Consider the following 15553-nt stretch of genomic DNA (forward strand, 5'->3'; position numbering starts at 1 on the left):
AAGACATTTGTAATGTAACAATTATTACATCAAAAATAAAAAAAGAACTTTAATAATTATTAAAGTTCTGATAATCAATTTATTATTTTTTATAATAATTTTAGTTTTTTCACGTTGCTTTGTCATTCCTTAGGAATCTAAACTGCTGAAATCCCTAAGGAATGACAAGATTGTATTGAATGACTAATGTTCTTTTACGCTGAATCTGCGCCCGACTTGAGCGGAAATCATTTTTGCCAACCTTCGAGTTCTATATAAACTGAAAAATCTCTGCAAAAAAGATTGGGAGCCCTTCGACAAGCTCAGGATAAACTACAGGCGGATAAAGGCGCCCAATCCTAACAAAATGATTCGACTTAGTCAAATAATTCTACAATTCCCCATTTCCTGCAGATGCAGAATCTTTTTCGCCGGCTCCTTTAGGATTCATTGTTTTGTTGAATTTTTCCATTTCGAAGGGGAAATCTTCAAACAACCCTGATAATGACAAGGCTGAATAAACTCTTTGCGAATATTTATTTCCAATCGCGATAACCGTAACCTTCGATTTCAGAAGATGCGCAAAGACTGAATTGGTCCCGTGCCACCAACCATTATGATAAGTCAGTTTCTCGCCATTATCAAATTCCTTCATCCGGAATCCTAAACCGTAATTATTGATTCCTTTTTTCTCATTGCTATACGGTTCGAATATTTTGTTTTCCAACTCTGGTTTCAGAAAATCTTTGGAATATAATGCAATGGAAAAATTAAGCAAATCCCTTGGCGTTGTGTAAACGTTTTTGTCACCATAAATCAAATCCAGTTTGTCCAAAGGATACAATCTGTAACCACTAAAGAACGATTGCGAGGCTGTAGGAATATCCTTTTTCTGAAAAATATAGGTATGACTCATCTTCAACGGTTTGAAAACAATCTCCTGCATCGCTTCCGGAAAAGGTGTTGCCGTAACTTTCTCAACAATCAGTGCCAACAAAGCAAAGTTTGTGTTGCAATACATAAATCCAGTGTTGGACATCCTCGCCAAAGCCGGCTGGTATTTGATGAGCATATCCAGAACATCCTGATTCGTAATGAAGTCTTTTTTAAGTTCTTCCGGAGCAGGTTTTATGCCCTGGTCAAAGTGTTCATATTTCGGAAGTCCGCTTCTTTGTGACAACAGACTGAAAACGGTAATATCTTTATAGGGGAACTTTGGGAAAAACTTGGTCAGATCATCTTCCATTTTCAGTTTTCCTGCTTCTATCAATTTCAGAACTGCCATTGCCGTCATCGTCTTGCTGACCGAGGCTACGTGAAGCGGTGTATTGGCATCGATGGGCATTTGCTTACCTTCTCTTCCAAATCCCCTATACTTCTCGAAAATGACCTTGTCTCCTTTTGCAACGAGAATTCCGCCGCTCAGGTCGCCTTGTTCCCAGATTTTTTGATAATAATTGTTGATTTGAGGAAGAATCGTAGATTCATTGGAAAGTGTAGATTCTTGTGGTGTGAAAACTTTGGTTAAATCTACGTTGCCGTAATTGGGAAGTTTAGATTCGTAATTTTCATTAATCTGTTCTTCTTTCTTTTTACAAGAACTAATACATACAACCGCTAAACTTATCGTAATTACTTTTCTGAAATTCATTCTTTGCCAACTTCTAAGGACTCGCAAGTTAACTAAAATGAAATTTTGACCGAAAGTAATTATCTTAAGAAATGTTAAATGTGGAGAAATTTTTCGAGACTTAATTTTTGAAATCTGCGAGAATCTTATCGACAATAAACTGGGCCAATTTGATTTTACTTTGAATGGTCCAGCCACCAATATGCGGTGTAACGATCACTTTATCAGAATTTAATAAATATTTCAAATCCTGATTTTCTGTTTCAAGATTTTCAAAAGAAGACTTTTCGTACTCCAGAACATCCAGACAAGCACCTAAAACTTTTCCAGATTCGATAGCTTCTACTAAAGCTTTAGTTTTTAAATTTTTCCCACGAGCCGTGTTTACAAAATAGAAATTCTTTTCCATTTTTGAAATGAAACTCTCATCAATCAAATAATGTGTTTCCGTAGTCAGAGGAATGTGAAGACTTAAAATATCCGCTCTTTTTTGCAGTTCTCCCAAAGAAACCTCCGTTGCGAATTCATCGGAAAGATTTGGCAAAATATCGTGGAAAATAACCTCAACACCGAAACCAGAGAGTCTTTTCGCAGTAGCTTTTCCCATATTTCCGTAGCCGATAATTCCGAAAGTTTTACCTAATAATTCGTCGCCTCGATTTTCTTCGCGTTTCCAGATTCCGTTTTTCACTTCATTTGATGCAATGAATAATCGGTTCATCAGAATCAACAACATCCCGACAACGTGTTCCGCAACAGAATCCCGGTTGCCTTCGGGAGAATTAATTAATTTAATTCCAAGATCCTCCGCCGTTTCAATATCTATGTTTTCCATTCCTGCCCCTACTCTCGCAATGAATTTGAGATGAGAAGCTTTTGTTAAAAAATTTTTATCTAATGGAATTCGGCTTCTGATGATAATTCCTTCATAATCTTGAATTTTTTCCAAAACCTCATCATAAGTAGAAACATGGTCTTCTTCTACAAAAAAACCTTTTGCGGTAAGCTGTTCAGAAATTAAAGGATGATTTTTATCGAGTTGAAGGATTTTCATTAGAATGACTTTATATTTTTAGAATAAATGATTGTACAAAATTAAAAAACGAGCTTTAATAAAGCCCGTTCTTAATTTATATTTTAAAATTAATCAGTTCCCAGAAATAACTTTTTGAGTTCTACAGAATCCGCTGGCTTCATTCTTCCGGAAAGGATCAGAGATAATTCTTTTCTTCTGAGTGCCGCATCGAAGCGAATGATCTCAAGTTCTGTTTCCGGTTCTATTTTTGGGATCGGGATTGGACGATTGAACTCATCCACTGCTACGAATGTATAAATCCCTTCATTAGTTTGTATTTTTGTCTGATTGATCGGATCATCCAGCCAAACATCCACGTAGATTTCCATAGATGTAGAAAATGCACGGGAAACTTTGGATTCTAAAACCACAATTCCGCCTTCTGGAATCGGATGATTGAAGGAAACGTGATTTACAGAAGCCGTTACAACTCTTCTTTCACAATGTCTGGTTGCGGATATAGAAGCTGCTCTGTCCATTCTTGACAACAGTTCGCCTCCGAAAAGATTTCTTAATGAATTGGTTTCGTTGGGCAAGACGATGTTCGTCATTACCGTTAGGCTATCTATTGGTTTTTTGGATTTTTGCATTCGTTGTTGGTTTTATACTATCTATTTTTGTGGAATCTATTTTAGGTATTGCCACTGTTTTTTTAGGTTCTGCTTTTTTGATGATCTTTTTTGTAGGAATTTGGGATGACTTTCCAAATATGAGCTCTTGGTCACCAAAGAAAAAAAGTGTTGCACAACCAACAATCACGACACCAATAAAAGCCCAGATCACACCCTTATTAAAAGTATAATTTTCTTCTGTTGGCGTTTTTTTTGATCTCAAAGTTTTAAGCTGTTGCAAATCAACTTCTTCAAACCCAAAAACATCAGAATTACTATCTGTTATCCTAACTACTTTATTTTGTCCATCTAACTGAAATTGGCCAAGATTTTCCAAGTCGAGGAAATTATCTGCCTGCAATTTCTGAAACCATTTTGCAACTTCGGATTTCAAATCCATCTGTACGATGGAAATATCGGAATCGATTTCTTCTGCAATAAATTTAGCCAGTTGACTATCATATGCGGAGAGATCATATTCAAAAGCAATCGTCTCTTTCGGTGGAATAATAATAGAATTCTCAGCATCTATTTTAGCAGATTCCTTTGTAAGTCCGAAAACTCCAAATCCCGGAACTTCTGCCCTATTATGCTTCAGAAGATATTGATATAAAAGATATTCAAGATTCATCGCCACAAAACTACATAATTTTTGATGTTATAGAAAATATAAAAGGCTGCTTTTACAGCAACCTTTTGATTTGATATGAATTAATTGATGTGTTAATACGCAAACTTTACAACCTCTGAAACGTTGTTGCCGGAAATCCTCATCAGATACAGCCCTTTTTGAGAGAGATTCAACTCTATAGGATTTCCATCTGCATTTACTTTTAAGGTCTTTATTACTTTCCCTCCGAAATCATAAACAGTCAAGTCCAGATCTCCTTTTGCAGAAGTGAATAATTTACCCGCTGCTACTTGAGATTTTGTTTTTCCGCTGGTTTCTGAAACGGCCATTGCAGTAAGCGTCGTTGGCCCCTCCAAGTCTCTATCTCCAGATTGGAAATCAGCTCCGTTTGATTTGTTTTTGAAAACAACTCCAATTCTTTGAACTACTGTCCCCTGAGGCATCGTATTGTTGGAATTTGTAAATAGTTTTGTGTTTAAATTGATAGTTCCAACATAAGCACCTTCTGTGTTGTCCCAGGTCATTGTGGTGTTGGAGTTTGACCAGGCATCATCAAAGTTTCCTTGATTATTATCACCATCAGATTGAGCAGACCAGACGTGAACGTAGAACGTGGGCTGGCTTTGTGGATCATAGAAACTCCAATCGCCTGATTTGCCGTAAGTAAGATTGTAAACACCGTTCGATACGGTATAGGTAAGCTGCGCAGAAAGTGTAACACCTGCCAATGCGGCAAGCATTAATGAATAGATTTTTTTCATAAATGTAAATTTTTAAGGTCTATATACAATTTCAATGTACATTATACACGTACTTGAAATTGTTGTAAATCTAATATTAATTTTAAGTTAACAATAAAAAAATTACAAAATAGACCTTAAAAATTCACAACCAATTGATTATCAAATCAAAAATTTTTATTTCAGTTTTAAAGAAACCCCAAAAAGGAAGTTAATTCCGGCTTGTGCGAAGTAATACGGTCCACTAAAACCGTTGTTGACATACTTAGTATCGGTGAAATTATTTAACAAGAACCTCAAAGTCACATCTTGTTTCCTAAGTGGTAACTTATATGACATATTAAAATCAGGAACAAAATATGCATCCAACTGATTCACTTTATCGCCTGTGTTATCCAGATATTGTTTACCAACATATTGAGCTGTAATTCCCAGATTGAAATTTTTGAATGGCGAATAGAGAACATTTCCATTGGCAAGGAAACTTGGTGAAAAAGAGATTTCCGTATTTCCCAAATTTTGAATTCCTGATTCTGACTCAAAATAAAAATCTTTGTTTTTGTTATCACTGAAAGTTGCATTAGCAGAAACCTGTAAATCTTTTGTGATCTTTGACAGAACTCCTAATTCCAGACCGAGTCTATAACTTTTCCCGCTATTGGTTCTAATAAAAGCTCCCACATTATTGACTTGTCCATTCAAAACCAACTGGTTTTTGTAGTACATATAATAAGCATTCGCGGTCAAAGCAACTTTTCCGATCTGCTGTTCCCAACCTGCTTCAAAATCGTGAAGTGTTTCGGCTTTTGTTTCCGGATTGGCGAAAAGATCATCTCTGTTTGGTTCACGATGTGCATTAGCATACGAAACAAAAACTTTTCCATTTTCTATATTAAAATTAACACCAGCTTTCGGGTTGAAAAAAGTCCATTTCTTGTCAAGATCCACACCCTCATCATCACCTTGCTGGATTACTTTTGTATCATAATCGATATTTCTCAATTGCAGATCTCCAAAGAACTCAAATTGATTCAGTTTGTAAATTGCTTTTGCAAAACCAGAGACTTCATTTTTAACGGAACGATTTCTGTAATATTCAAACTCATTGATTTCCGGAATAAAAACTCCTGTAACATTTCCAAAATGTCTTCCGTAATATTGATTCGCAACCGCCCCAACATTAAGGCTCAAATTACCTAAATCTCCGTACAATGTAGAGATCACACCATAAAAATCGTTATCCAGCCACTTCTTTCTAATGAAATCCGAATATTCTTCTTCGCTTCCTCCAACAATTTGATTTGGCAAATTATATCTTGCAAAAGGGTCACCTTGTTTATAATTTTCATAATAACCCTTTCCTTTGGTATAGTGGGCTGTTGTCTCTAATTTCCAATTATCAGAAAATTTCTGATTCCATAATAGCTGATAATGATTTTGTCTGTAGTTATCGGTTTCATTATTATAATATCCTGTGATATTTTCCCAATTGGAATCATAAATTGCTCCAGAATAGTTGAATCTTGGATTAGTTTCCCAAGTCTCTTTGTCAACGCCATTCCAAGCTTGATAAGTTTTCTCCTTTCCTCCAAAAGCTAAAAATCTCAACTCCGTATTTTTTTCCTGGAACAAAGCAGAAAAGTTATAAGAATGAAGCTTTGAAAATGCTCTATCGATATATCCATCAGAATGGATGTAAGTATATCTTCCCATTACAGACAAGCGATTGTTCCAGAATTTCCCGGAGTTGACCTCAGCAGAATATTTGTAAGTATTGAAAGAGCCGTAGGAGTCATCCGTTTTTACAGAGAATTCGTCAGACGGGTCTTTCGAAATCACGTTCACACTTGCGCCGAACGCCGAAACTCCGTTTGAAGATGTTCCAACACCTCTTTGAATTACAATCTGTGAAGCGGAGCTCGTGAGATCCGGAACATTCACAAAGAACGTTCCTTGAGATTCGGAATCATTATAAGGAACTCCGTTCAACATCACATTGATACTCGTCCCTGCGGTCCCCCTGATCCTAAGTCCTGTATAACCTACTCCATTTCCAGCATCAGAAGTGGAAACAACGGACATCTGATTTTTCAGAAGAATCGGCAGATCTTGCCCGAGATTCTTGTCTGCCAGATCTTTTTCGACATTGATGATCGATTTTGCAACCGGTGTTCTTTTTGTGAATTCGACTGCAGGAATAGAAGTAATTTGTGCAGAATCCTGAACAGTTTGTGAAAGATAAAATGGAGCAATGAATACCCCTAAAAAAATAAATCCTTTCATTCGTTTAAATTTTTGTTGTTAAAATTTATTGGAATAAAAGGGGCAAAAAGAATTAGCAATGAAAAATCAATAATTTATAATCTCCGGAAATTACATTTTTATTAATTTTTTCAATTTTTAATTATTCATTAAAAATCGTTTCCCTAAACAGCATTATCTGTTCTAGGTTCATTGGGTATAATCTCAGCTTGTTACAGCACCCCTTAAATTTCTGACTGCGAAATTACATCTTTTTTAATTAATACGCATTATTATTTCTGTCGATAAAAAAATACGTTTTCCCATCCTTGGAAACCTCGAAAAGATTAGCTGTTTTCCACGATAAATTAGTTTTTATATCCTCATAGATAAAAGGGATGATTGTTTTATTATTCTTATCCACAATACCAAATTTATCATTTTTCACAGCTACGATCATCGGATCCTCAATATCGCCCTGTAAAACATAAAGCATCTGATACTGAGGATAAATATCAAAATCTTTGTACCCACTGATGTCCACATCCTCTTTGCTCACCAAACCATAACTTCCATTGAGCGCAAAGGCTTTGTAAATAGATGAATGATAGGACGAAACACACCTCCCCAGATCGGACAGTTTGTATTGATAGACCCTGTTTCCTTTTTTATCTATTCTGTATGACACCTCGTCTTTTTCCACAGTGGCATAGTCCGAGGTGCCGAAAACTGCAACACTTTTATTCGGTGAATTCAGCAGATTACAATCCTCCGAGAAGAACATAGCAATATGATACTCAGGTAAAATGACAAATCGCCCACTCTGATCTACATATCCGAATCTTTGATCTATTGCTTGGGGAATAAGTGCAGGAATCTGGTCTTCCTTCATCTGAGAACCAGACAGAAAGAACCAGCTTATAAAGATTAAGCTTAATTTTTTTTTCATCGATGTTGTTTGTGTTTAAAGATATTCGATTACCGCTTTATAATAATCAGAGTTTCTAAGCAGCGAAAATACAAAAACTATTATTAATATTAAAATGATGCTTTTTTTATTAAATATATAATTATCACGTGTGATTTTCAAATTATAATACCTCTTAGCAAAATTGATAAGCAAAACGAATACCAAGACAGAAATTGAAATAACCAACAAAGGATTGTACTTAAAAGCCTCTAGGAATCTGAAATGCAACAAAGAATGAAAAGCTCTCTGAACACCGCAGCCCGCACACTCATAGCCTGTAATTGTTTTTAAAGGACATTTTAAAAAGAATGAATATTTCGTCGGATCAAAAAAATAATAGATGCAAATCAAAGCTAAAAAAAAGACAAAAATTACAATTGACTTTTTTCTACTCTTAATTAATGATTTGACTTTCAAGATAATATATTTTTGAGACTATTTTGATTTTCAAAATAGAAATTATTATGGTAAAAATATAAAATATAGATAAAACATATCTAATTTATTTTCAATCTAAATTATTCCATTCTTAAAAAAGCTTAAAATTTCGTAAATTTGGGCGAATTTAACGAGAAATTAAATTTCCACGATAGAATAATATTTTATTTAAATTAAAATCAGAAAACTATCCAGTAGCGTATAGACTTTGCGGGATTTTTGGACTTCAAAGCACCAAAGACAGTTTGCAAATCTATTTAAATTAAAGAATGAAAAGACTTCTATTATTATGAATTATCAGGATTACATCCAAGAGATTGAAGAAAGAAAAAATCAAGGGCTTCACCCTAAACCAATTGACAGCGCTGATCTATTAAGCGAGATCATTTCACAAATCAAAGACACGAATAACGAATACAGAGCTGATTCTCTTAAATTTTTTATTTATAATACATTACCCGGTACAACAAGCGCTGCAGGTGTAAAGGCTAAGTTTTTAAAGGAAATAATTCTTGGTGAATCTGTAGTTGCTGAAATTACCCCAACCTTTGCCTTCGAATTATTGTCCCATATGAAAGGGGGACCTTCAATTGAAGTTTTACTTGATTTAGCTTTAGGCTACAATGAAAATATTGCAAAACAGGCTGCTGAAGTTCTGAAAACTCAGGTTTACTTATATGATGCTGATACGGCTCGTTTGAAAGAAGCCTACGAATCTGGCAATGTGATCGCTAAAGATATCTTGGAAAGCTATGCAAAAGCAGAGTTTTTTACCAAACTTCCTGAAGTTGCAGAAGAAATCAAAGTAGTAACTTTCATCGCTGGTGAGGGTGATATTTCTACCGATTTGCTTTCTCCTGGGAATCAGGCACACTCTCGTTCAGACAGAGAGTTGCATGGTAAATGTATGATTACACCGGAAGCGCAAGATGAGATCAAAATGCTTCAAGCCCAACATCCTGACGCAAGCGTAATGCTTATCGCAGAAAAAGGGACAATGGGAGTTGGTTCTTCTCGTATGTCAGGTGTAAACAACGTTGCACTTTGGACGGGGAAACAAGCAAGCCCTTACGTACCTTTTGTAAACATCGCTCCGATTGTTGCCGGAACAAACGGAATTTCTCCTATTTTCCTGACTACGGTTGATGTAACCGGAGGTATCGGAATCGACCTTCAAAACTGGGTGAAAAAAGTGGACGAAAACGGAAACCCGATCCGTAATGAAAACGGTGACATTGTTTTGGAGGAAAAATATTCTGTTGCGACAGGAACGGTCTTGACAATCAATACGAAAGAGAAAAAATTATACAATGGCGATAAAGAGCTAAAAGATATTTCAAAATCTTTTACGCCTCAAAAATTAGAATTCATCAGAGCTGGTGGTTCTTATGCCATCGTTTTTGGTAAAAAAATCCAGACGTTTGCGGCTAAAACTTTAGGAATTACTGCTCCAACAGTTTTTGCACCTTCAAAAGAAATTTCCATTGAAGGACAAGGCTTGACTGCGGTGGAAAAGATTTTCAACAGAAACGCAGTAGGTGTTCCTGAAGGCAAATTGTTACATGCAGGCTCAGACGTCCGTGTAGAAGTAAACATTGTCGGTTCTCAGGATACGACTGGTTTAATGACCGCTCAGGAATTGGAATCCATGGCCGCAACCGTGATTTCTCCAATTGTTGACGGTGCTTATCAGTCAGGATGTCACACAGCTTCTGTTTGGGATAAAAAAGCTCAGGCCAATATTCCTAAATTAATGAAATTCATGAACGATTTCGGAGTGATCACAGCGCGTGACCCGAAAGGTGAATATCACGCCATGACAGACGTTATTCACAAAGTTCTTAACGATATTACGGTAGACGAATGGGCCATTATCATCGGAGGCGACTCTCACACGAGAATGTCCAAAGGTGTTGCTTTCGGAGCGGATTCCGGAACGGTAGCTCTAGCTTTGGCAACGGGTGAAGCTTCAATGCCGATCCCTGAATCGGTGAAAGTGACTTTCAAAGGAAATATGAAGGAGCATATGGATTTCCGTGATGTGGTTCACGCTACTCAGGCTCAGATGCTGAAGCAGTTTGACGGAGAAAACGTTTTCCAGGGAAGAATTATCGAGGTTCACATCGGAACACTTCCGGCTGACCAGGCATTTACTTTCACAGACTGGACTGCAGAAATGAAAGCTAAAGCTTCTATCTGTATTTCTGAAGACGATACTTTGATTGAATCACTGGAAATTGCAAAAAGCAGAATCCAGATTATGATCGACAAAGGAATGGATAACAAAAACCACGTTCTTCAAGGCCTGATCAACAAAGCAAACAAAAGAATCGAGGAAATCAGAACTGGCGACAAACCTGCTTTAACTCCGGACGCGAATGCTAAATATTATGCAGAAGTGGTTGTTGACCTGGACCAAATCGTCGAGCCAATGATCGCTGACCCTGATGTAAACAACGACGATGTATCCAAAAGATATACGCACGACACCATCAGAGACCTCACATATTACGGAGGCGAGAAAAAAGTTGACCTTGGTTTCGTAGGTTCCTGTATGGTTCACAAAGGCGATCTCAAAATCGTTTCTCAAATGTTGAGAAACCTTGAAAAACAAAATGGTAAAGTGGAATTCCAGGCCCCATTGGTTGTAGCGGCTCCTACTTATAATATCATTGATGAGTTGAAGGCTGAAGGTGACTGGGAATTATTAGAAAAATATTCAGGTTTCGAATTCAACGATGCTGCTCCGAAAGGCGAAGCCCGTACTCAATATGAAAATATGATGTATCTTGAGCGTCCTGGCTGTAACCTTTGTATGGGGAACCAGGAAAAAGCTGAAAAAGGAGATACTGTTTTGGCAACTTCTACCCGTCTTTTCCAGGGAAGAGTTGTGGAAGATTCTGAACGCAAAAAAGGAGAATCTTTATTGGCATCAACTCCTGTAGTTGTACTTTCTGCAATTATTGGTAGAATCCCAAGTATTGAAGAATACAAAGAAGCTGTTGAAGGAATCGACTTGACGACTTTCGTTCCATCTATCAAAGAATTGGTTACCGTTGGTCATTAATTGATTTTAAAACTAAAGTCGAAAGACTTTTTAAATAATTGATGGAAGATTTTCAAAAGAAATCTTCCATTTTTGTTTAGAATCTTTCTATTTAACGTAAGCGGAAATTATTTTAACCTATATCAATGTCAAAAGCTTCATTTTTTCCTTAACTTCATAGTCATAAAATATTTTGGTTATCTATCATTTTTATCCTATTATCAAGCTGTAGGAATAGTATTTGATTAAAGTATTGAAACAAATTTTTTCCGTCTAGAAACCACGGATAAATCATTAAAAAATAATAAAAATAAAATCGAGATATGACTTTTGACTTGGATATGATAAAAAAAGTTTATTCTGATTTCGAAACCAGAGTAAACGAAGCAAGAGCTTTTATGGGAAGACCTCTTACTTATTCAGAAAAAATTCTTTGTGCTCATCTTTACCCTTCCCAGGCAAAAGAAGCATTCAAAAGAGGAGAATCTTACGTAGATTTTGCTCCGGACAGAGTGGCGATGCAGGATGCGACAGCGCAGATGGCCCTCTTACAATTTATGCAGGCAGGCAAGAAAAAAGTGGCAGTTCCGTCAACTGTTCACGCAGACCATTTGATTCAGGCAAGAGTCGGCGCAGCAAAAGATCTAATCGAAGCTGAAAACAAGAATAACGAAGTATATCAATTCCTTCAATCAGTTTCCAACAAATATGGCATTGGATTCTGGAAAGCGGGAGCAGGTATCATTCATCAAGTCGTTTTGGAAAATTATGCTTTTCCCGGTGGAATGATGATTGGAACAGATTCCCACACTGTAAATGCCGGCGGACTTGGAATGGTTGCCATCGGAGTTGGTGGTGCCGATGCAGTAGATGTAATGGCTGGAATGGCTTGGGAACTTAAATTCCCGAAAATGATTGGTGTAAAATTGACCGGAAGACTGAACGGTTGGACTGCTCCAAAAGATATTATTTTAAAAGTTGCAGGAATCCTTACTGTAAAGGGAGGAACGGGCGCGATCGTAGAATATTTTGGAGAAGGTGCCAATTCGCTTTCTTGTACAGGAAAAGGAACGATTTGTAATATGGGTGCGGAAATTGGGGCTACAACTTCCATTTTCGAATACGACCAAAACATGAGCAAATATCTTCGTTCAACAGATCGAGAAGATTTGGCAGATGCTGCTGACGCAATTGCCCACGTTTTGAAAGCTGATCCGGAAGTCCATGCAGAACCTGAAAAATATTATGACCAAGTTATCGAAATAAATCTTGACACTTTAGAACCATATCTAAATGGCCCTTTCACGCCGGACTTGGCAACACCAATTTCCCAAATGAAAGAAATCGCAGAGAAAAACGGATGGCCGACAAAAATCGAAGTCGGATTGATTGGATCTTGCACCAACTCATCTTATGAAGATATTGCAAGAGCGGCTTCTGTAGCAAAGCAGGCTAAAGAAAAAAATCTTGAGGTAAAAGCGGAATACACCATTACACCTGGTTCTGAACAGGTAAGATTCACTGTAGAAAGAGACGGATTTTTGAAAACTTTTGATGAAATAGGCGGCAAAGTCTTTGCCAACGCTTGCGGACCTTGTATCGGGCAATGGGCGCGTGAAGGTGCTGAAAAACAAGAGAAGAATACAATTGTTCACTCCTTCAACAGAAACTTCTCCAAAAGAGCGGATGGAAACCCTAATACTTATGCCTTCGTCGGTTCCCCGGAATTGGTAACAGCGATGGCTATTGCAGGGGATTTGAGATTCAATCCATTGACAGATAAGCTTAAAAATAAAAACGGAGAAGAAGTGATGCTTGATGAACCGAGTGGCGACGATCTTCCAAAATTAGGATTTGATGTAGATGACCCGGGCTATATTGCGCCTGCAGAAGATGGCTCTAATGTAGAGGTGATTGTTTCCCCAACGTCAGATAGACTTCAGTTATTAGAAGAATTTCCAGCTTGGGACGGGCTGAATATTACCGGAGCCAGATTACTGATCAAAGCTTACGGAAAATGTACAACCGATCATATTTCCATGGCCGGACCTTGGCTGAAATACAGAGGACATCTTGATAATATTTCCAACAATATGTTGATTGGTGCTGTAAATGCTTTCAATATGGAGACCAATAATGTTAAAAATGAATTGGATGGCCAATACAAACCAGTTCCTGATTCTGCAAGGCAATATAAGGCGGCTGGTATTCCTACAATTGTAGTTGGTGACGAAAACTATGGCGAGGGCTCTTCAAGAGAACATGCGGCGATGGAACCTAGGCATCTTGGAGTAAGAGCAGTTTTGGTTAAGTCTTTTGCTCGTATCCACGAAACCAACCTTAAGAAACAAGGGATGTTAGGAATTACTTTTGCCAATAAGGACGATTATGACAAGATCATGGAAGATGACACCATCAATTTCCTTGACCTTGACCAATTTGCACCGGGCAAGCAATTGACTTTGGAATTTGTTCACGCTGACGGAACTAAAGATATCATCATGGCAAACCATACTTACAACGCGGGACAGATCGCCTGGTTCAAAGCAGGTTCTGCTCTTAACCTTATCAAAGCGATGGAAAAAGAAGGGTAATACAAAATCCAATATTTCAAAATAATAAAAAAGCAAGAATTAAATGATTCTTGCTTTTTCTGTTTTATTATAAAACTCTGTTTCTTTTATCTATTTCAATAATGCACTAAAGGTATCACCTTGCCTGATATCACCGGTATTGTAACCTTTCATAAACCATTCCTCCCTTTGAGCAGAAGAACCGTGCGTGAAGCTCTCCTGGTTCACATAGCCTTGACCTCTTTTTTGAATATTGTCATCACCAACTGCTGCTGCTGCACTCATTGCTTCTTGAATGTCCCCAGGCTCTAAGAATTTTTCTCTGCTATCTGTTTGTTTTGCCCATAATCCAGCGTAGAAATCGGCTTGTAATTCATTGGCAACAGAAATCTGATTGGCTTGTGCTTCACTTCCTCGTTGGCTAAGTTGATGAACCTTATCCAATGTTCCTAAGAGATTCTGAATATGATGTCCATATTCGTGACCAAGAACATAGGCCACTGTGAATTGTCCCACCTTGGCTCCAAATTTTTGCTGAAGCTCATTGAAGAAACTCATATCCATATAAATGGTTTGGTCTGATGGACAATAGAATGGTCCCATTTCTGATTGAGCAATTCCACAGCCTGAACTTGTTGTACTTTCGAACAAAACGACTTTTGCAGGTCTGAATTGGATTCCGTTTTGGTTAAAAACATTTGCCCAGGTTTCTTCATTTTCTTTGGTCAGCATTCTCACAAACTCTCTGATGTTGAGCTCTTCTTTGGAAAGTTGTCTCTGCTCAGTTTGTTGAGGGGAAGAAGTTGCACTGTTTTGTAAAATTGCAGAAGGATCACCTCCTAGAAAGAAAACAATGGCTGCAATAATAATTGTTCCCAATCCACCACCAACTAGCATTCCGCCTCCACCGCCGGAACCGCGTCTGTCATCTACATTGTCACTTCTATCGTTTGTCCATTTCATCTGATAATATTTTGTGTTTTAAAATTAGTATTTTTCTTTTGATATTAAAGAAATATTTTGGAACATCCTTTATCAATAGCCCCGATTGCAGTGGAAATCCTTTTTCTTTGAAAAAGATTGTAACGGAAAGCGGGATCAAGCTCCTAAAAGATCTACGATCAGAAGTCCTAATTTGTTTTATTGTTGAAGTCGATCATTTTCAATGCAGTAACTGCTGCCTCTACACCTTTGTTACCAAAGTTTCCACCGCTTCTTGCGATAGATTGTTCTTTGGTATCATCTGTCAAAACACAGAAGATCGCCGGTGTATCTGTAAGAATGTTACAATCTTTGATACCTTGTGTAACGCCGGAACAAACATAATCGAAATGAGGTGTTTCCCCACGGATCACATTTCCGATGGCGATAACCGCAGCGAACTTGTTGGATTTGCAAAGTTTCATACTTGCAAAACTTAATTCGAATGCACCAGGAACGTAATATATGTGTATGTTTTCTTCTTTGATGCCTTCGGCCTTCAGCGTTTCTATTGCGCCGTTTCGAAGGTTGTAGGTTACGAAATCGTTCCACTCAGAAACAACAATGCCGATTGAATATTCATCGGCATTGGATATGTTGAGTGGCTTATAATCTGATAGATTAGTTGTTGCCATTGT

Annotated in this window: 12 protein-coding genes; 2 read left to right on the forward strand and 10 right to left on the reverse strand. The window is 37.4% G+C overall.

What is annotated here, in order from left to right:
• Positions 1-370: 370 nt before the first annotated feature.
• The 8 genes from K319_RS0108835 to K319_RS21915 form a co-directional block, all read right to left on the reverse strand.
• On the reverse strand, positions 371-1630 hold the full coding sequence (locus K319_RS0108835; protein WP_027383336.1) for a serine hydrolase domain-containing protein: 1260 nt from the start codon (positions 1628-1630) through the stop codon (positions 371-373).
• Positions 1631-1730: 100 nt separating this feature from the next.
• Positions 1731-2663: a 2-hydroxyacid dehydrogenase gene (locus K319_RS0108840; protein WP_027383337.1), complete on the reverse strand. Its 933-nt coding sequence runs from the start codon at positions 2661-2663 to the stop codon at positions 1731-1733.
• A gap of 89 nt (positions 2664-2752) precedes the next feature.
• A complete protein-coding gene (locus K319_RS0108845; RefSeq protein WP_027383338.1) occupies positions 2753-3274 on the reverse strand; it encodes an acyl-CoA thioesterase in 522 nt (173 codons plus the stop codon).
• Positions 3246-3926 (reverse strand): HU domain-containing protein, encoded by a 681-nt coding sequence (locus tag K319_RS0108850; protein WP_027383339.1) that lies wholly within the window; start codon positions 3924-3926, stop codon positions 3246-3248. The genes K319_RS0108845 and K319_RS0108850 overlap by 29 nt, the downstream gene beginning before the upstream one ends.
• Before the next feature lie 92 nt (positions 3927-4018).
• A complete protein-coding gene (locus tag K319_RS0108855; RefSeq protein ID WP_027383340.1) occupies positions 4019-4687 on the reverse strand; it encodes a T9SS type A sorting domain-containing protein in 669 nt (222 codons plus the stop codon).
• Between the two features lie 156 nt (positions 4688-4843).
• Positions 4844-6949 (reverse strand): TonB-dependent receptor, encoded by a 2106-nt coding sequence (locus K319_RS0108860; protein ID WP_027383341.1) that lies wholly within the window; start codon positions 6947-6949, stop codon positions 4844-4846.
• Between the two features lie 238 nt (positions 6950-7187).
• On the reverse strand, positions 7188-7856 hold the full coding sequence (locus K319_RS20070) for a WG repeat-containing protein (protein ID WP_034671607.1): 669 nt from the start codon (positions 7854-7856) through the stop codon (positions 7188-7190).
• Positions 7857-7871: 15 nt separating this feature from the next.
• The gene (locus K319_RS21915) at positions 7872-8294 is read right to left on the reverse strand and encodes a DUF2752 domain-containing protein (protein WP_051230552.1); all 423 of its coding nucleotides are present in this window, start codon (positions 8292-8294) and stop codon (positions 7872-7874) included.
• Between the two features lie 310 nt (positions 8295-8604).
• Here K319_RS21915 and K319_RS0108875 point away from each other — a divergent pair, with 310 nt between their 5' ends.
• Together K319_RS0108875 and K319_RS0108880 are read left to right on the forward strand one after the other, a co-directional pair.
• Positions 8605-11382 carry a bifunctional aconitate hydratase 2/2-methylisocitrate dehydratase gene (locus K319_RS0108875; protein WP_027383342.1) on the forward strand — a complete coding sequence of 926 codons (2778 nt, stop codon included), beginning with the start codon at positions 8605-8607 and terminating at the stop codon, positions 11380-11382.
• 302 nt (positions 11383-11684) lie between these two features.
• Positions 11685-13955, forward strand: a complete 2271-nt coding sequence (locus tag K319_RS0108880; RefSeq protein WP_027383343.1) for an aconitate hydratase — start codon at positions 11685-11687, stop codon at positions 13953-13955.
• A 90-nt stretch (positions 13956-14045) separates the two neighbouring features.
• Here the strand turns inward: K319_RS0108880 and ypfJ are convergent, their stop codons facing one another.
• Both ypfJ and ribH read right to left on the reverse strand, forming a co-directional pair.
• Positions 14046-14897: a KPN_02809 family neutral zinc metallopeptidase gene (gene ypfJ, locus K319_RS0108885; RefSeq protein ID WP_027383344.1), complete on the reverse strand. Its 852-nt coding sequence runs from the start codon at positions 14895-14897 to the stop codon at positions 14046-14048.
• A 167-nt stretch (positions 14898-15064) separates the two neighbouring features.
• Positions 15065-15550 (reverse strand): 6,7-dimethyl-8-ribityllumazine synthase, encoded by a 486-nt coding sequence (gene ribH, locus K319_RS0108890; RefSeq protein WP_027383345.1) that lies wholly within the window; start codon positions 15548-15550, stop codon positions 15065-15067.
• Between the last annotated feature and the right edge of the window lie 3 nt (positions 15551-15553).

It is taken from the genome of Epilithonimonas caeni DSM 17710, assembly GCF_000426465.1.
Taxonomy (GTDB): Bacteria; Bacteroidota; Bacteroidia; order Flavobacteriales; family Weeksellaceae; genus Epilithonimonas; species Epilithonimonas caeni.